We start from the raw sequence: 18,005 nt of genomic DNA on the forward strand, positions 1-18,005 counted from the left end.
TTTTTTTATCTACTTTATCAGTTTTAGCTTGGGTTTTATTATCCAAGATAGATTGTGCCTTGTTAATTAGATCATCAGATTTTTCTTTTGTATCTTTTGCAAATGCTTCCTTTATTGGACAACTATATAGCAATAGAGTGTATAAAACAATGAGTGGATTTAGTTATTGTTTTATTTTTACCATTTTGTACTTTTCAGTTTGCTTATCGCAGTATTAATTTTATTAATAGTATTTTCAAGGTCAAACCATGCCTTATTTAAATTGGTCTTCCATTGAATTGGATGGTAAATTTGCTGATTATAAGGGTGATGATAATACCAAACATAGTAATTATGTTGAAAAAGTCAAAGAAGCTGCAGTTAAATCCGTTAACAAGGTGTTAGGTGTTCTTGACGTAATTATTATGCAAATATTACAAATTAAACTTAGTAAAATAAAAAATAAGATTAAGTAAATAAGATACTTAAAATTAAATTTTTATGTTTTAAAGCTAAAAGATGATTTGGGAAGTGCTTATATAAATTATGACTATCAGTCTTGCCACCAGGTAATTTACCATTTTTAGCTATAGCTTTTACGCTATACCTCCTGTTATGACTGCATCTCTAGCATTAGAGACATCATCAGTATTTATAAATCTTTCGATAAGCTATGCATTCAGCCAATCCAATTTCTCATTAATAAATGAAGTACTTTCAGTTCATATTTCGTCAATCTTCATAAAGGGAGAATTGTTTTTCTTTTTGGCGTTTTAGTATTTCTTATTAAACATTTCTCATTTGTTTTTTTAGCAAGTTAATTTCAATTTATATATTATTCGTTCGTTTTTATTGTGTTTTTTCTGTTGGAGCAATGTTGTTAGAAAGAGAAATAGAGACTCTTTAAAGAAGGAAAGGGAAGTTAAAAAGAATAGAAGAGATAAGGATGAAGACCGAGTAACTTTTTTTAGAAGTTAGGAGAGCTTAATGAGATGAGCTTAGTGAGAGATTAAAGAAAGAAAAGAGAAGGGAGCTTTAAATTATTGCGGATTTAAAGATTGGGGGGGATTAAAGAGTTGATTAAGGAGGGAAAAAGTAAGATGAGAGGAATTAGAGAAATAAACGTTAATTATTATAAGAGAGGGGGTAGTGGGAAGATGAGAGGGGTGATAAAGAGAAGTTTGCTTATTATTATGATTTTGGGAATTATGGGATGTGGACAACAAGTAGAACAACCAGGGAAACAGAATGGCGCTGGGAGTGGATTAAGTGGTGCAATGATGGAAGTTGGGAGGAGTGCTGAGAATGCTTTTTATGCTTTTTTGGAGTTAGTTTCGGATGTTTTGGGTTTTACTGCTAAATCGACTACGAAGAAGAATGATGTAGGATTATATTTTGGCAATCTAGGTGCTCAGCTTGGAAACGCATCAAAAGAGTTAGAAGAATTATCAAAAAAAGCAGGAACAGGTGGTGATAAAAGTGATTCATTAAAAAATATCATTAAAGAAGCAGTTGAGGCAGCTAACGAAGTTCTGGGGACATTAAAAAGGCATTTAGAATTGTTAGGGCAAGTAGGTGATGATAAAGTGGTAGGTGATGCTGCAAGTGGTGGTGCTAATGCGGGAGTAGCAGCAGCTGAGACTGAATTAAAGAAAGCATATAATGCATTGAAAGAGATAGTCAAAGCATCAAAATATGCAGGTGTTAAAGAATTAGAGTCAGGAGCTACAACATTACAAGCATCTGGAGGGGTAGATAATAAGGATGGAGCTAAGATATTAGCTACAAATAGTACTGGTGGTAATCCAGGAGCAACAGATGCAAGTAAAGCTACAGGAATATTAGCAACTGTAAGTGGTGAGGAGATGCTTGCATCAATAGTTAAATCACAAGAAGGTGATAAAGCACTTTCAAATAATGCGGATGCGAATACAAGTGCAATTTCTTTTGCAAGAGGAGGTCAAGCAGATCATTTAGCACATACTAAAGACTCTAAGGCAGCAGCAGTAGCAGGAGGTATAGTGCTACGTTCATTGTTGAAGACAAGTAAACTAGCATCAGGAGCAGCAGATAATGCTACAGGCGGTGGTAAAGAAGTACAAGGAATAGGAGTTGCTGCAGCAAATAAGCTATTGGTAGCAGTAGAAGATATAATTAAAAAGACGGTAAAGAATGTTCTTGAGAAAGCAAAGGGAAAAATAGATGAAGCAAGATCAGGGAAGGGAATAGCAAATTCAGGAAAAAAGGAATAATAAAGTAAAGATATTTAGATTAGATTATTTATTAATGAGAGTAGAAGGCAATTTTGTAGATATATCTAGGTTGCCTTCTTTTAAAGAGCAATGAGGAAAATCCGGAATTTACTCAGACATCATAAGTTAAAAGAAATTAGCTTGTAAATTGCTAAGTCAAAATTAGTGGCTTGGCACCTGCACCGTTGGAATGATGAGCACTTACTGCTTGCTATCTTTGCCCCCCCACCATTATTTGACTGAGAACATCAAGCAATTTCGTATAATGGTAGAAGGAGAAAAAGATAGTGTATTAAAGAAGGTAATTAGAGGAGCAATTGATACAGCTAGGAAGACATTAGAAGTATTAAAGGATATTTAGATTTTTTAAAGGATATAGGTGATGCTAACAAGGTAGTTGAGGTAGCAAGCAATCAACAAGGAGTAGTCTAGTTTAGACTATAATGAGGAAGCTATTTTGACTTAATTAGTATACTTGGTAAATTATTAGCAGGTCCTATAGGTGAAGCCATGCCGTATAGGAATGTTAGAGTATCTTGTGTGCTTTATTTGTTAACAATTTTAAGAGATATTGAGCTTGTAACTAGAAAATTTATGTATGGTTATGGTGGTTATGTTAGTAGTTCCAATTTGGGAAATGTGCATAAGCTCATTGTATTATTTGATATGACAAATAAGGATAATAATATGTTTAAATTTCAGCTTGGTACTATTAGATCCAAGTTAGATATGTTCATTAAAAAACTTGATATGTTAGTTGGACGTATTATAAAAAAAATGAGTAGAATAAACAAGTAAAAGCATCTTGATCAAATTGTTAAGTTAATAAGTGAGATGAAAATTTGGGATACTAGACAAATCTTTCAAAGAATTTATTCTGATAAGCCTCGAAGTTTGTTTTCTTTACGTTCTGCTATTAAAAAGAAGACAGCAAATTTAAAGCAGCAGTAGCAGGAGGGAACTTTGATGAACAAAGAAAGATGCAGTAATAGCAGTAGGAATAGCGTTGAGAGGGATGGGGGAAAGATGGTAAATTTGTAGCTAAGATTGGTGAAAAGAAATCGGCTCATTAATGCAATCAATGGAGCAGTAGCAAGTGCAGAGAAGTACTCTTGTAATAGCAGTTAAGAATACAGTAGATAGAGGATTAAAAGAGATAAATGAGGTATTGGCTAAGGTTAAAGAAGAAGATAGCTCTTTAGAGGTTGCTTAGTGTCTAAGAAAGACAAAGAGAAGTGTTTCCTTTAAATATTTAGTATTAATTTCTTATAGATAATTATTTATTTTTTCTACTAGTGGATTTCTCTGCAGTACTAAGGGAGATGTTTTCTTGTAAAATTTCATTGATTTAATATATTTTTTATATTGTTTATTAAGCATTCATTTATCATGTGTGAATATTCATTTATGCATTTTTATTTCGTTTTTTCTGTTGGAGTAAAGTTGATAGAAAAGAGAAGAAGAGACTCAATAAAAAAGATAAAAGAGACTCAATAAAAGAGAGAAGGGAACTTATAAAAAGAGAAGAAAGGAATGATAAAAGAAGAAAGGGAAGATAAAAGAAGGAAGGAAAGGGAAGTTAAAAAGAAGAGAAGAGATAAGGATGTAGACCGAGTAACTTTTTTTAGAAGTTAGGAGAGATTAGTGAGAAGAGCTTATTTAGATGAGCTAGAGAGGAAAGGGAAGAGAAGGGAGCTTTAAATAAGAGGATTTAAAGATTGGGGGGAATAAAGAGTTGATTAAGGAGGGAAAATTATGATGAGAGGAATTAGAGAAATAAACGTTAATTATTATAAGAGAGGGGGTAGTGGGAAAATGAAGACGATTATCAAGAGAAGTTTGATTATTATGATGATTTTGGGAATTATGGGATGTGGACAACAAGTAGAACAACCAGGGAAACAGAATGGCGCTGGGAGTGGATTAAGTGGTGCAATGATGGAAGTTGGGAGGAGTGCAGAGAATGCTTTTTATGCTTTTTTGGAGTTAGTTTCGGATGTATTGGGTTTTACTGCTAAATCAACTACGAAAAAGAATGATGTAGGAGTATATTTTAACAGCTTAGGTTCTAGACTTGGAGAAGCATCAAAAGAGTTAGAAGAAGTAGCAAAAAAATCAGAAACAGATGGTGACAAAAGCGATTCATCGAAAAATTTAATTAAAGAAGCAGTTGAAGTAGCTAAGATTATTTTAAGCACATTAAAGGGTCATTTAGAATCTTTAGGGAAGGTAGGTGATGGTGATGCGAATGTTGCTGCTGGTTCGGGAACAACTGTAAACGAGGAGTCACTCAAAAAGTCTCTTAATGCATTGCAAGAAATAGTAAAAACAGCAACAAATATAGGTGTTAAAGCATTAGAAGTAGGGTCTAAAACATTAAAAGTAAATAATGCAGATAATAAGGATGGAGCTAAGATATTAGCCACAAGTGGTGCTAATCCAGGAGTTCAAGATGCAGGTAAAGCCTCAGCAATACTGGCAAGTGTAAGTGGAGAAGAAATGCTAGACTCAATAGTTAAATCACAAGACAGTGATGTAGCATTAGCAGCAGCTGCAGATGTAAATACAACTGCGGTGTCATTTGCGAAAGGAGGATCAAGTGAGAACCTATCAAATGCTGATACCCCGAAAGCGGCAGGCAGTATCAGGAGGGATAGCATTACGTTCATTGGTTAATGCAGGTAAATTAGCATCAGGAGCAGCATCTGGTAATGCAGGAGGGAAAGAAGAAGTGCAAGGAGTAGGAGTAACAGCCGTAAATAAGTTATTGGGAGCAGTAGAAGATATAATTAAAAAGACAGTAAAGGAAACACTTAGAAAAGCAAAAGAAAAAATAGATAAAGCAAGATCTCCAAAAGCAGTAAGTCAGTAATAAGAGAGATAGTTAGATTAGATTATTTATGAATGAGAGTAGAAGGCAAGCTTAGAGATAATTCTATTTTGCCTTCTATTTTTTTATTTTTTTATTAGATTCAAAATAAAAGAATAAGAAGTTAAATATAAGGTGCATTTGGTGCTGTGGGTGGAGAAATAGCATTGCGATCATTAGTTAATGGAGGCAAATTAGCTGCACATGATAATAACGATGACAAAGCAGTGCAATCAGCAGGAATAAGTGCAGTCAACAAATTGTTAGGAGCAATGGAGGATATAATTAAAAAGACAGTAAAGAATGTTCTTGAGAAAGTAAAGCAAGAGGTAGATAAAGCAAGAACTTCGAAACCAGCGTTTTCAGAGTCAAGTCAGTATAGTGTAGATTCTTACTTAAAGAAATCATTTAAAGGAAACACTTCTCTTGTTCTTTATGAAGAAACAGAGAAGATGTTTTCTTTTTAATTTAAGTAATTTGATATATTACTTTTATATTTTTATTAAGCATTCATTTATCATTTATCCATTTAGGAAGTTAATTTCAATTAATATATCTATTTATTCCATTTTTGCTGTTGAAGTGATATTTAGGAAGGAAAAGGAAGAGAAAGGAGAGAAAGAGATGAAAGGAAAAAGGGAAATAAAAGGAATAAAGAGAAGTTTTGTGATGATGCTGATAGTAGTGATGATGGGATGTAATAATGGGATGAGTCCAAGAGAGGAGTTTTTGACTTCTATAGCTAATTTAGGGAAAGGATTTTTAGATGTTTTTGTAACTTTTGGCGATATGATAAGTGGGACATTGGGGATAAAGGCAGATACAAAGAAGAGTGAAATAGGTAAGTATTTTAGTGATATTGAAACTACAATGAAAGCAACAAAAACTAAATTAAACGAAATTTTAGAGAAGAATGGGAGTTATGCAAAGGTAAAGGAAGAGGTGTTAAAATTTATTGTGAGAAATTAACCAAGATGGAAGTAGGAGCAAAGAAAGCTGCTTTGGGTGCTACTGATACTGCATTAATTGGTCAGGTAGTAAAATCTGCTGTTGCTGGAATTGATGGACCTGATGCAGTAAGTATAAAGAATTTGGTTGAGGGAATCAGAGGGATAGTTGATTTGGTTATTACAGAAGGAAATGGACAAGCAGATAGAACTAATCCTGTTGAAGATGACAAGAAGAATATTGGGAAGTTATTTGGTGCTAAGAATGAGAATGATAAGGGTGCTGAAGATAAACATGTAGCAGCAGCAAGTGCATCAATAGGAGCAGTAAGTGGAGCAGATATATTAAAAGTTATTGCAGCAGCTAATGCAGATGCTAAGAGAGATGGTAAGGTTAATGAGGCTGAGGATGCGGCTGCTTTGGCTTTAGCTAAGGGTACTAATACTGATAATGATGATCAAATTAAAGATTCAGCAAGGAAAGATGCAATTATTGCAGCAGGAATAGCCTTGAGAGCAATGGCAAAAGATGGTAAATTTGTTGTAAAGGACACTGCTGATAAGAAGACTGAAGCTGTTGCAGCTAAAGGTGTAGCATCAAGTGCAGTAAACAAGACACTCAGCACTCTAATTATAGGAATAAGAGACACAGTTGATAGTGGTTTAAAAAAGATAAATGAAGTATTAGCTACAATTAAGCAAGAAGATAAGGAAGCAGAGAGTTTAGCTAGTGGACAATAATAAGTAATTGTCAATAAAAATCAGTAAGATAAAAAAGTAATTAAAGGAAACACTTCTCTTTGTCTTTTTGAGACATACAGGGAGATGTTTTCTTGTTAGATTTCATTGATTTAATATATTTCTTTTATATTTTTTATTAAGCATTCATTTATCATGTGTGCATTTCATTAGTTTTTCATTTGTTCATTTTTTTATTTCATTTTTATTCTTGGAGTAATGTTTGTGAGAGAAGAAAGAATGCTTTGAATGAGGAAAGAGAGAAGTCTTTAAATTAGAAGGGAATCTTTAAATTAGAGAATTTATTTAAAGGATAGAAGAAATTAAAGGAATAAAAGAGGAAATAGGAATTAGAGGAATAAGAGAGAAAGAAGGAAAAAGCGGTAAGATGAGAGGAATGAGAAGAATTAGAAGGATGATGATGAGTGTGATGGTGATGATGGGCTGTAATAGTGGAACTGTGGCTGGTGATGAGAATTAACAGAGTAAATTTTTAAAATCAATTGCTAATTTAGGGAAAGGGTTTTTAGATGTTTTTGTTACTTTGGGTTATATGGTGTTTTATGCGTTTGTAATTAAAACAGATATGAAGAAAAGCTGTATAGGAAAGTATTTGACTGCTATTGAGAAGACTACGACTTAAGTTAAGGAAAAGTTGCAAGTAGAAGTGGCTAAGAATAATGGGAATTATGAAAAAGTTAAAACAGTTGTTAATTAATTTATTACTGGGATTTAGACAAGATTTCATCAGGAGCAAAAGAAGTAGCTCAAGGTGTTGTGGGTGAGATTGCTATATGAGATGCCGTCAAAGACCAGGATGTTATTCCTGCAGATATTAAAAGTTCCTTATTGTCTTTCTTGGCAACAGCAGTTTTAGTAGTACTCTTTGCTTATTCAATTTTAACTTTATCTGCTGTCTTATCTTCTTCTGAACTTTCCTTATTCTTTAAAACTATTCTAACTATTGCGCTAAGTATTTTAACAAGTAAATTGGAATACTGTTGATAGTGGTTAAGAAGGTAAATTAGACGCTAGCTACAATTAAGCAAGAAGGTAAGGCAGTAGAAGATGCAAGCTAGTTGACAAAAATAAATAATTGTCGATAAAAATCATTAAGATAAAAAAAGTTTATTTAAAGGAAACACTTCTCTTGTTCTTTGTTAGACATAGGGGAGATGTTTTCTTGTTCAATTAAGTGCTTAATATATTTCTTTTATTTTTTTATTGAGCATTCATTTATCATGTGTTCATAACATTCATTCATTTTTATTTTATTTTTGCTGTTGAAGTAATCTTAGAAAGAGAGAAAAAAGGGGGGGAAGGGTAATGAAGAAAATTATAAGAATAAGAGGAATCAATGGAGAAGCTAAGAGAGGGGATATAGGGAAGATGGGAGGCATTAGATGCATTATTGGAATTAGTTTCCTTATTTTGGTTATGGGATGTAATAGTGGGTTATTGTTGGAGAAAGAGGGATTAGAAAGAGGAATAGCTTTTTAGATTCTTTGGTTAAGATTGGGCAAGGATTTCAGGAGATTTTTAATAGTTTTGGAAGTGCTATTGGAAATGCATTTGGAATTAATGCTATTAAACCTGAGGATAAGAGAAGTAAGGTGGGGGGAACATTTTAAGAGTCTTAGAGATGGATTGAAAGGAACGAAGGATAAATTAGATGGTTTAGCAAAAGAAATAGCTTCTACTCCTCATGCTGATACTAAAGAAGTTGAGTCTGTTATTAACAGTACTAGTGAGGTAATTTCAAAATTAATTGCTTCTTTAACTAATCTTGCTGGGGTTGTTAAAGAAGATGCTCCTATAGGTGATGCAGCTACTGCAGGTGCTGCAGTAGCTGCAGAGGAAGCTAGTGTTAAAGCTATTATTGAGGAAGTCAAAGCTATTATTGAGACTGCTACTAATTCTGGCGTAAAAATTGAAAAAGGAAATGCGGGTAATAGTGTAGAAAATGGTAATGGACCTAAAGCAGTGGTTCATAATGCTCGAGCTAGTGCTGGTGACGCTACTAAATTAGCAGATGAAGTGGCTAAGGCTGATCCATGGGCAATGATAGATAAGATTAAAAATGCTAAGACTAAAACTACTGCACCAGCTGCTGGCGATGATGCTGGACAGTTAGCTACTGCTAGTGCTGCAGCTGCTAATGATAATGGTACAGCATCTACCAATGCAGACTTAGCAGCAGCTGTTGCATTAAAGGCTATGACTAAAGGTGGTAAATTTTCTCAACCCGCTAATAATGAAGATGGTGCACTTAAGGCAGCAGCCGCAAGTGCAGTAAATAAGGTACTAGGAATACTTGATGTGATAATTAGGAAAGCAGTAAATCTTGAGCTTGGTAAAATTAGGGAAGCTGTTAAAGAAATAAAGTACTTTGAGATTTCTGGAACCAATACTTCAGAAGCTGGCACTATTCAACCTGCTGTTAAATAAATCGTAAAAAATTAATTAGAAAAGTCAAAAAAGGAAAACGCTTTAGGAGAATTGTTTTCCTTTTTGGCATTTTAGTATGTTTTATTCAATTTTTGTCATTTGTTCATTGGATAAGCTTTAGGAAATTGTTGATGATATGAAAAGTGAGGGGAATTCGAATGCGGCGGGAGTAGAGAGTGAAGTAAAGAAATTAATTGGTGACATTCTTGATAAGATAATAGAGGGAGTTAAGACTGCTAGTGAGGCTATTGGTGATGCTAGTGATCTCATTGGGAATGTTGCTGCTCAAAATAATGGTGGTGTTGCAGGTGCTGAAGTTGATAAATTAGTCAAAGGAATTAAGGAAATTGTAGATGTTGTACTTAGAGATATAGGAAATGCAGAAGCTGGGGATTCTAAAAAAGCTGAAGATGGTTCTGCCGAAAGGGGTAACGATGCTGGTGAAGCAGGTAAATTATTTGCTAATGCAAGTGCTAATGCTGATGCAAAAAAGGCAGCAATTGATGCAGCAAAGGCTGTAGGGGCAGTAACTGGTGCTGATATATTACAGGCTATGGTTAAAAATACTGATGCTGCTAAATTAGCTAAGCATAATGGTGCTGCTAATACTATTACTAATCAATCTGGTGTTGCTCAAAATGCTAAGGATGGAGGCTATAGTAGGGAGGTATAGCACTGCGATCAATGTCTAAGAATGGTAAATTTGCTAATGGTAATAATGATGCAAAGAAAGCAGTAGAGGGAGCAGCAATAAGTGCTGTTATTAAAGTATTAGATACCCTAACTGTTGCTATAAGAAACACTATTGATGCAGGATTGGGCGAGGTTAAAGAAGCAATGAAAATTAATGCTAATGATAGTCCTGTAAGTTCTGGTAATAGCAAAGCTGAAACTAAAAATTAATTAGAGTGTAATAGGAAATAGATAACTGAATAAAGTCATTAAAGGAAAATACATCTCTCTTCAATAAAGAGAGATGTATTTTCCTTTAATGTATTTTAGCAAAGTAGATATGGTAAAAAATAGGGTAACTTTTGGTCAAAATAACAGAAGTTATTAATAATGGGAATTATGTCAGAATCAAGGAAGTGGTTGATAAGTTTATTACTGATACATTAGATAAAATTGTGGAAGTAGCAAAGGAAGCAGCAAATCGATGTTGATATTGGGAATGCTAAAAGGGAAGAGGCTGCTATAGCAGCAGACACTGAAAAGTGTAAATTCTTCACTAGTAAATATTGTTTCAGCTGTGTTAAATAAGGTAAAGCAGATGCTATTAAGACAGCAAATACTGAGAAAAAACAATTGTCAAGTTGTTTAGTTTAAAAAAAAGATGATGAATTTGAATGAAGTTTTAATGGACGTAGGAAGAAAGTGAGGAGAATGTTTTTTATTCATTTTGAGGGTTAATCTCAGATACATTAGGATTTAGTGTCACTAAAGAAACAAAGAAGAGTGAGGTAGGAGGATATTTTGGCATTCTAGGAGAGAATATTGGTGCAGCAGCAATATGGGAAATTGACCCAGCGAAAAAGATGCAGTAATAACAGCAGTAATAGCATTAAGAGCAATGTCAAAGGATGGTAAATTTGCGGTTAAAAATGGTGACGATAAACATGCTAATGCAATCAATGGTGTAGTGGCAAGTGTAGTAAACAAGACATTAAGTACTTTAATTAGCAATAAGGAATACTGTTGATAGTGGTTTAAGGAAGATAAGAGAAAGAAGATAAATGAAACACTAGTTGCAGTGAGACAAGAGGATAAGACAGCAGAAGCAGTAACTAGTGGAGAATAATAAATAAATAATTATCGGTAAAAATCATTAAGATAAAAAAAGTTATTTAAGGAAAGCACTTCTCTTATTCTTTGTGAAGTCATATAGGGAAGATGTTTTTTTTGTTAAATTTAAGAGATTCTAATATATTTCTTTTATATTTTTATTAAGAATTCATTTATCATGTGTGAATATCATTTATTCATTTTTCTTTCGTTTTTTCTGTTGGAGTAAAGTTGATAGAAAAGAGAAGAAGAGACTCAATAAAAAAGATAAAAGAGACTCAATAAAAGAGAGAAGGGAACTTATAAAAAGAGAAGGAAGGAATGATAAGAGAAGGAAGGAATGATAAGAGAAGGAAGGAATGATAAGAGAAGGAAGGAATGATAAGAGAAGAAAAAGAAGAGAAGTTAAAAAGAAGAGAAGGAAGTATGTATTCTGAGTAACTTTTTTTAGAAGGAAGATGAGATTAGTGAGGAGAGCTTATTTAGATGAGATTATGTAGAAGGTCTTATTTAGATGAGCTAGAGAGGAAAGGGAAGAGAAGGGAGCTTTAAATAAGAGGATTTAAAGATTGGGGGGGATTAAAGAGTTGATTAAGGAGGGAAAATTATGATGAGAGGAATTAGAGGAATAAAAGATAAAGAAGAAATTAGAGGGGGTAGTGGGAAGATGAAGACGATTATCAAGAGATGTTTGCTTATTATTATGATTTTGGGAGTTATGGGATGTAATAGTGGGTTGATAGAGGAGAAAGAGGGATTAGAGAAGAGGAATAGTTTTTTAGATTCTTTAGTTAAGATCGGGCAAGGGTTTCAGGAGATTTTTAATAGTTTTGGAAGTGCTATTGGAAATGCATTTGGAGTTAATGCTATTAAACCTGAAGATAAGAGAAGCAAGGTGGGGGAACATTTTAAGACTATTGGAGATGGATTAAAGAATACTAAGGATAAATTAGATGAATTAGCAAAGCAAATTGTTTCTACTCCTAATGCAGATACTAAAGGGGTAGAAGCTGTTATTCAGGGTTTTAGTGAAGTGATTGCAGAAATAATGACTGCTGTAAATAAGCTTACTGGAGTAACTAAAGACGTTAATACTGATATTGGTGATTCAGCTAGTGCAGCTGCTGCCGTAGCTGCTGACAAGACTAGCGTTGATGCTGTTATTGAAGGAATTAAAGAAATAATTGAGACTGCCAAAAAGTCTGGTGTAAACATTGAAAAAGGAATTGCTGGTGGTGAGGTAGCTGCAGGTGCTAATACTAGTGCACCTGCTGTACTTGCTGCCAATGCTGGTGCTGGTGCTGGTGCCAGTTCTAAGTTAGTTGAGGAAGTCGCTAAAGCAGATCCTTGGGCAATGATTGATAAGATTAAAAATGCTAAGACCAAACAAGGTAATCTTGGTCAGAATGATAATAATGATGCCGGAGAATTAGCTACTGGTACTCCTGGTCATGCTAATGGTGCTAAGGCAGCTACTAATGCAGACTTAGCAGCAGCTGTTGCACTAAAGGCTATGACTAAGTCTGGTAAATTTAGTGCTGCTGCTGGGGAAGACGCTGTAATTAAGGTAGCAGCAGCAAGTGCAGTAAACAAGGTACTAGGGATATTTGATATAATAATCAGGAAAACCTTAAGTATTCATCTAGCGAAAGTAAGGGAAGCTGTTAAAGAAATAAAATACTCTGAGACTTCTGAAACATCAGTTCCAGAAGCTGGTATTGTTCGACCTGCTACTACTTAAGAAAAATAGATAATCAAATTAAATAATAAATTCATTTAAGGGAAATACTCTTCTTCTTATGTAGGAGGATTGTTTTCCTTTTTATTATTTTAGTATTTCCTATTAATATTGATCGTGTGTTAGTTTGGTAGGTACATTTCATATTCATTATAAGAAGGGAAAAAGGGAAATGAAAGAAATTAGAGGAATAAGAGGTGAAGCTAAGATAGGGGGTGTCGGGAAGATGAGAGGAATTAGACGCATTATTGGAATTAGTTTCCTTATGGTGGTGGTTATGGGATTTAATATTGGGTTATTGGCAGAAGAGAAAGCAAAGAAATGAGTTTTTAAGTTCTATAGCGAATTTAGGGAAAGGATTTTTGGATATTTTTGTGACTTTTTTTGGGGATATGGTAAGTGGGACATTGGGGATAAAGGCAGATACTAAGAAGAGTGAAATAGGGGAGTATTTTAGTGATATTGAAAAGGCTATGATTTTGGTAAAAAATAAATTGAGTACTGTAGTTGCAGAAAATGGGAACTATCCAAAAGTGAAAGAAGTAGTTGAGCAATTTATTATTGGGACTTTAGATAGGATTGCAGAAGGAGCAAAGGAAGCAGCTAGAGGTTCAATTGGTGCTGGTAGTGAGTTGATTGGAAGTGCTACTAAGAATTCTGATGCTGTGGCTCCTCATCAAGCAGATTTAATAAATCATTGCTACTGTTGCAAAGGAGGATACTAAGACTCTTGATGCAGCAAAGAAAGATGCGGTTATTGCAGCCGGGATAGTCTTAAGAGCAATGGTAAAAGATGGTAAATTTGCTGTCAAGAATGATGATAAAGCTTCTTATGCAATTAACGGTGCGGTAGCAAGTGCGGTAAACAAGACAATAAGTACTCTAATAAATAATAGCAATCAGAAATACTGTTGATAGTGGTTTAAAAAATATCAATGAAATACTAGCTACAATTAAACAGGAAGATAAGGTAACAGAATCTGTAACTAATGGATAATAATATATAATTGCCGATAAAAGTAAGTAAACTAAAAAGTAATTTTAAGGAAACACTTCTCTTGTTCTTTGTAGAGCAGTATAGGGAAGATGTTTTTTTAAATTAAGTGATTTAATATATTTTTTTATTTTTTGTTAAGTATTTATTTATCATGTGTTCATTTCATTCGTTTTTCATTTATTCGTTTTTATTGTGTTTTTTCTTTTGAAATAATGTTGTTGATAGAAAGAGAAGTTCTTAAGTAAAGAGAAGAGCTAATGCTTTAGGAAAGAGAGGAGCTCTATTTTAAAGATAGAGAATAAGTTTTTTCGGGTGGAGATTTTATGTAGAGATCTTAATGGTGAGATTTGATTTAGAGAGATTGGATCTTTAAATTATGGATTTAAAGATAGGTGTGAATTTTTTAATATTTTAAGGAGGGAAAAAGTGATATGGGAGGGATAAGAGGGATGAAAGAGAAAATTAGAGGGGGTAGTGGGAAAATGAGTAAGATTATCAAGAGAAGTTTGGTTATTATGATGATTTTGGGAGTGATGGGATGTGGACAACAAGTAGGAAAAGAGAAAGGGAAAAGTTTAAATGAGGTGTTGATTGACGTTGGAAGAAGTGCAGAGAATGTTTTTTATTCGTTTTTAGAGCTAGTTTCGGGGTCTTTGGGTTTTACTGTTACTAAGGATACAAAGAAAAGTGACGTAGGAGATTATTTTAGCAGTTTAGGTAAGAAAATTGCATCTGCATCAGTAGAATTGGAGCAAGTAGCAGTAAAAGTAACAGCAGATATTGATAAAGATGGTATATTAAATAAGACCGTTAGAAGTGCAGTTGATTCAGCTAAGAGGACATTAGAAATATTAAAAGGACATTTAGATTCTTTAAAGGATATAGGTGATGATAACAAGGTAGTTGAGGTAGTAAGCAATCAACAAGGAGTAGCGGCAAATACAGAAAAATTGAAGAGAGCATATAATGCATTGAAAGGAATAGTGGACACAGCGGGGGGAGCAGGAGTTGATAAATTGAAAGAGAGTAGTGTGACATTAGCCTCAAATGTAATAGGAGTAAATGATGGAAAAAATGGAGCTAAGGTTTTAGCAGCAGGTGCTGATTCAGGATCAGCAGTGGGAGAAAAAGCAGCATTAATAGTTTCAGCGGTGAGAGGAGAGGAGATGTTAGCATCAATAGTTAAGTCAGCAGAAGGAGATGCAGCTGGAACAATATCAAGTGATGTAACTAAAGATACAAGTGCGTTAAAGTTTGCAGTAGGAGGATCTACAGCAGATCATTTAGCAAAAGATGTAGCATTAGCAGGTTCTGTGAGTGGAGGGATAGCAATGAGAGCATTAGTTAAAGGAGGGAAATTAGCTGCGAAGGATAATAACGATGAGAAAGCAGTACAATCAGTAGGGATAAGTGCAGTAAATAAATTGTTAGTGGCAGTGGAAGATATAATTAAGAAGACAGTAAAGAATGTTATTGAAAAAGTAAAACAGGAAGTAGATAAAGCAAGAGCTCCAAGACCAGAAGTTAAGAAATAAGATTGATGATTAGATTAATTATTTAGAAGTTAGAGTAGGAGGTAATCTTAGAGATAAGTCTAATTTGCCTTCTATATTGTTGTAACGAAAGTGTGTATTAGGTTTTGATTTTGAGACTAATAAGGTTGATGTAGGGAAATTATTTTAAGACAGTGCAGGAGACTGTGCAAGGGACTAAGAATAGGCTTGATAAAATTTTGATGATATTAAGAGTGAAAGGAATCCGGATGTGGCGGGAGTAGAGAGTGTAATAAATAAATTTGTTAGTGACACACTTGATAAGATAATTGGCGGAGCTAAGACTGTTAGTGAGGCTATTGGTATTACAAGTGGTGATCTAATTGGTAATGTTGCTATTGTTGGTGTTAATGTTGCGGGTATTAAGGGTGAAATTGAGAACTTAATAAAAGGAATTAAAAATATATAGTAGATATATTTCTTAAGAATGAGGGTAATGTATAAGCTTGGGATGCAAAAAGTCTGAAGATGGTAATAGTGCAAGGGGGCTAATGTTGGGGAGGCGGTAAATTATTTGGTAATATTGGTAATAATGGTGCTATTGCTGCTGATGCAAAGAAAGCAGTTGGATCAGTAAGTGCAGAGTTCTTCTTTCTCTTATCTACAACTTTACTCCAACAGAAAAAACGTAATAAAAATGAATAAATGATATTCACACATGATAAATGAATCACGTTCAATTATCATAAAATACTCAAAAATAACACATACAAAAATAAAGAGTATTTACTACTCTTAATAACAACTTCACTTAACTCTTATTAAAAATACTAATAACACATCAACAATTGATTTATTTCCTTAATCTTAGAAAGTAAATCAATTAAATAAAAAAAGGAAAACAACTCTCATACAGAGAAAAGTTTTCCTAAATTTAGTTATATACTTATTCCTCTTGTTATTAACTCAAGCTTTAGAAGTTGTCTTGTCAGAAATTACAGGAATATCATTAGTATTAATTTTCATTGCCTCTTTAACTTCATTAAGTCCCAAGTCCATTGTTTTTCTTATTGCAATAGTGAACGTATCTAATGCCTTGTTACTTTAAAGAAGATGAAGAGAAGGGAACTTTTAAAGAAGAGAAGGAAGTATGTATTCTGAGTAACTTTTTTTAGAAGGAAGGAGAGCTTATTTAGATGAGATTATTTAGGAGAGCTTATTTAGGAGAGCTTAGTGAGGGAAGGGAAGAGAAGGGAGCTTTAGATGATTAAGTATTTAAAGATAGAGGGTTTTTAAAGAGTTTGTTAAGGAGGGAAAAAGAGATGAGAGGAATTAGAGATATGAAAACTAAAGAAGAAATTAGAGGGGGTAGTGGGAAGATGAGTAAGATTATCAAGAGAAGTTTGATTATTATTATGATGGTGGGAATTATGGGATGTAATAGTGGGTTAGTAACGGAGAAAGAGGGATTAGAGAGGAAGAATAGTTTTTTAGATTCTTTAGTTAAGATTGGTCAAGGATTTCAGGAGATTTTTGGCGTTTTTGGGAATGTTGTTGGTGATGCATTAGGCTTTAATGTTGTTAAATCAGATGATAATAGAAGCAAAGTAGGAGAACACTTTAAGAAAATAGGAGATGGACTTACAACAACTAAGAATAAGTTAAACGAGCTATCAAGTAAAATCTCTGAAGCTAAGAATGCTGAGGATAACACAGTTGAAACTGTTAAGGGTGCAATTAAAGGAGCAATTGAGATTTTTGAGCAACTAATTGCTGCTTTAACTAAACTGGCTAGTGTAACTAATGATGGTAACCCAATTGGTCATAATGCTGATGCTGTTCCTGGTGCTGCTGAAAAGGCTGGAGTTGAAGCTATTATTGGTGGAGTTCAAACTATTATTGAAGTAGCAGAGAAGTCTGGTGTAAAAATTGATGTTGGGAATGCTGGTGGACAGGTAACAGCTGCTGCTACTACTGATGCTCCTGCTGTACTTGGTGGTGCTAATGGCAATGCTGGTGCTAATGCTGGTCTTAAACTAGTAGCTGAGGTATCAAAAGCAGATCCATGGGCAATGATTGACAAAATTAAGAATGCTAAGGCTACTGTTCCTGCTGCTCTTGCTGGTAACAATAATAATCATGAAGCTGGAGCACTAGCTGCTTCTAATGCGAATGCTGGTGCGGCTAACAATGGTGCAAAGACCAATGCTGATCTAGTAGCAGCTGTAGCTTTAAAGGCTATGACTAAGGGTGGTAAATTTAGTGCTAATAATGCAGATACTGAAACAGTGAAAGCAGCAGCTGCAAGTGCGGTAAACAAAGTACTAGGGATACTTGATGTAATAATTAGGAAAACAGTGGCAAATAATCTAGATAAAGTAAGAGAAGCTTTTAAAGAAATACAATACTCAGATACTCCTGGAATTAATGCTACTGAAGCTAGTACTACTCAACCTACTACGAAATAATAAATCATTAAACTAAATAATAAAGTCATTAAAGGAAAACACTTTTCTATTTATGCAGAAGAGTTGTTTTCTTTTTTTTAGCATATGTGATCTATAGTATTAAATAAGGAGCAGTTGATGGAGCTAAGAAGGTATTAGGGGGAATTAAAAGGGCATTTAGAGTTGTTAAAAGAGATAGATGATGAGGAATGTAGTAGGAGCTGCATCAAGCAATTAACAAGGAGTAGCAGCAAATACAGAGGAATTAAAGAAAGCGTATCAAGCATTGAAAGGCATAGTAGAGATAGCGAAGAC

10 protein-coding genes and 12 pseudogenes are annotated in these 18,005 nt (G+C 34.0%); 21 read left to right on the plus strand and 1 reads right to left on the minus strand.

Annotation, left to right across the window (positions count from 1 at the left end; all coding sequences use genetic code 11):
* Window positions 1-248: 248 nt before the first annotated feature.
* The 19 genes and pseudogenes from U881_RS0105545 (at window position 249) to U881_RS11575 (ending at window position 15,712) form a co-directional block, all read left to right on the plus strand.
* Entirely contained in the window at window positions 249-455 is a 207-nt protein-coding gene (locus U881_RS0105545; RefSeq protein WP_024653601.1) for a variable large family protein, read from the plus strand.
* A gap of 681 nt (window positions 456-1,136) precedes the next feature.
* Entirely contained in the window at window positions 1,137-2,231 is a 1,095-nt protein-coding gene (locus U881_RS0105550; RefSeq protein WP_038363755.1) for a variable large family protein, read from the plus strand.
* Between the two features lie 510 nt (window positions 2,232-2,741).
* Entirely contained in the window at window positions 2,742-3,029 is a 288-nt protein-coding gene (locus U881_RS11560; RefSeq protein ID WP_024653603.1) for a hypothetical protein, read from the plus strand.
* A 175-nt stretch (window positions 3,030-3,204) separates the two neighbouring features.
* Window positions 3,205-3,444: pseudogene (locus U881_RS13275) on the plus strand (variable large family protein); the annotation flags it as partial.
* Between the two features lie 602 nt (window positions 3,445-4,046).
* Window positions 4,047-5,103 (plus strand): annotated as a pseudogene (locus U881_RS10835) (variable large family protein).
* Between the two features lie 143 nt (window positions 5,104-5,246).
* Window positions 5,247-5,453 (plus strand): annotated as a pseudogene (locus tag U881_RS13280) (variable large family protein); the annotation flags it as partial.
* A gap of 271 nt (window positions 5,454-5,724) precedes the next feature.
* Window positions 5,725-6,788: pseudogene (locus tag U881_RS10840) on the plus strand (variable large family protein).
* Window positions 6,789-7,182: 394 nt separating this feature from the next.
* Window positions 7,183-7,562, plus strand: a pseudogene (locus U881_RS13285) (variable large family protein); the annotation flags it as partial.
* A 549-nt stretch (window positions 7,563-8,111) separates the two neighbouring features.
* Window positions 8,112-8,285, plus strand: a complete 174-nt coding sequence (locus tag U881_RS12785) for a hypothetical protein (RefSeq protein ID WP_160164799.1) — start codon at window positions 8,112-8,114, stop codon at window positions 8,283-8,285.
* 5 nt (window positions 8,286-8,290) lie between these two features.
* Window positions 8,291-8,416 (plus strand): hypothetical protein, encoded by a 126-nt coding sequence (locus U881_RS13545; protein ID WP_268744155.1) that lies wholly within the window; start codon window positions 8,291-8,293, stop codon window positions 8,414-8,416.
* Complete coding sequence (locus U881_RS10845; RefSeq protein WP_235048140.1) at window positions 8,367-9,233, plus strand: variable large family protein; 867 nt, start codon at window positions 8,367-8,369, stop codon at window positions 9,231-9,233. The genes U881_RS13545 and U881_RS10845 overlap by 50 nt, the downstream gene beginning before the upstream one ends.
* Before the next feature lie 121 nt (window positions 9,234-9,354).
* Window positions 9,355-10,136 (plus strand): annotated as a pseudogene (locus U881_RS10850) (variable large family protein); the annotation flags it as partial.
* A gap of 146 nt (window positions 10,137-10,282) precedes the next feature.
* A pseudogene (locus U881_RS13550) lies at window positions 10,283-10,384 on the plus strand (variable large family protein); the annotation flags it as partial.
* Window positions 10,385-10,572: 188 nt separating this feature from the next.
* Window positions 10,573-10,741, plus strand: a pseudogene (locus U881_RS13290) (variable large family protein); the annotation flags it as partial.
* 17 nt (window positions 10,742-10,758) lie between these two features.
* Window positions 10,759-11,031: pseudogene (locus U881_RS13295) on the plus strand (variable large family protein); the annotation flags it as partial.
* 660 nt (window positions 11,032-11,691) lie between these two features.
* On the plus strand, window positions 11,692-12,756 hold the full coding sequence (locus U881_RS0105620) for a variable large family protein (protein ID WP_024653605.1): 1,065 nt from the start codon (window positions 11,692-11,694) through the stop codon (window positions 12,754-12,756).
* A gap of 274 nt (window positions 12,757-13,030) precedes the next feature.
* Window positions 13,031-13,750, plus strand: a pseudogene (locus U881_RS11925) (variable large family protein).
* 449 nt (window positions 13,751-14,199) lie between these two features.
* Complete coding sequence (locus U881_RS0105640) at window positions 14,200-15,285, plus strand: variable large family protein (protein WP_024653607.1); 1,086 nt, start codon at window positions 14,200-14,202, stop codon at window positions 15,283-15,285.
* 229 nt (window positions 15,286-15,514) lie between these two features.
* On the plus strand, window positions 15,515-15,712 hold the full coding sequence (locus U881_RS11575; protein WP_024653608.1) for a variable large family protein: 198 nt from the start codon (window positions 15,515-15,517) through the stop codon (window positions 15,710-15,712).
* Window positions 15,713-16,209: 497 nt separating this feature from the next.
* Here U881_RS11575 and U881_RS12795 read toward each other — a convergent pair.
* Window positions 16,210-16,341, minus strand: a pseudogene (locus U881_RS12795) (variable large family protein); the annotation flags it as partial.
* Window positions 16,342-16,622: 281 nt separating this feature from the next.
* Here U881_RS12795 and U881_RS0105655 point away from each other — a divergent pair.
* Entirely contained in the window at window positions 16,623-17,711 is a 1,089-nt protein-coding gene (locus U881_RS0105655) for a variable large family protein (protein WP_024653609.1), read from the plus strand.
* A 144-nt stretch (window positions 17,712-17,855) separates the two neighbouring features.
* Window positions 17,856-18,005: pseudogene (locus U881_RS13765) on the plus strand (variable large family protein); the annotation flags it as partial.

This window comes from Borrelia persica No12 (assembly GCF_000500045.1).
GTDB lineage: Bacteria > Spirochaetota > Spirochaetia > Borreliales > Borreliaceae > Borrelia > Borrelia persica.

What these genes read in the sequence shown, in the direction of transcription:
- U881_RS0105545 (WP_024653601.1), top strand. Translation starts at nt 249, where the DNA reads ATGCCTTATTTAAATTGGTCTTCCATTGAATTGGATGGTAAATTTGCT.
- U881_RS0105550 (WP_038363755.1), top strand. Translation starts at nt 1,137, where the DNA reads ATGAGAGGGGTGATAAAGAGAAGTTTGCTTATTATTATGATTTTGGGA.
- U881_RS11560 (WP_024653603.1), top strand. Translation starts at nt 2,742, where the DNA reads ATGCCGTATAGGAATGTTAGAGTATCTTGTGTGCTTTATTTGTTAACA.
- U881_RS12785 (WP_160164799.1), top strand. Translation starts at nt 8,112, where the DNA reads ATGAAGAAAATTATAAGAATAAGAGGAATCAATGGAGAAGCTAAGAGA.
- U881_RS10845 (WP_235048140.1), top strand. Translation starts at nt 8,367, where the DNA reads ATGCTATTAAACCTGAGGATAAGAGAAGTAAGGTGGGGGGAACATTTT.
- U881_RS0105640 (WP_024653607.1), top strand. Translation starts at nt 14,200, where the DNA reads ATGAAAGAGAAAATTAGAGGGGGTAGTGGGAAAATGAGTAAGATTATC.
- U881_RS0105655 (WP_024653609.1), top strand. Translation starts at nt 16,623, where the DNA reads ATGAGTAAGATTATCAAGAGAAGTTTGATTATTATTATGATGGTGGGA.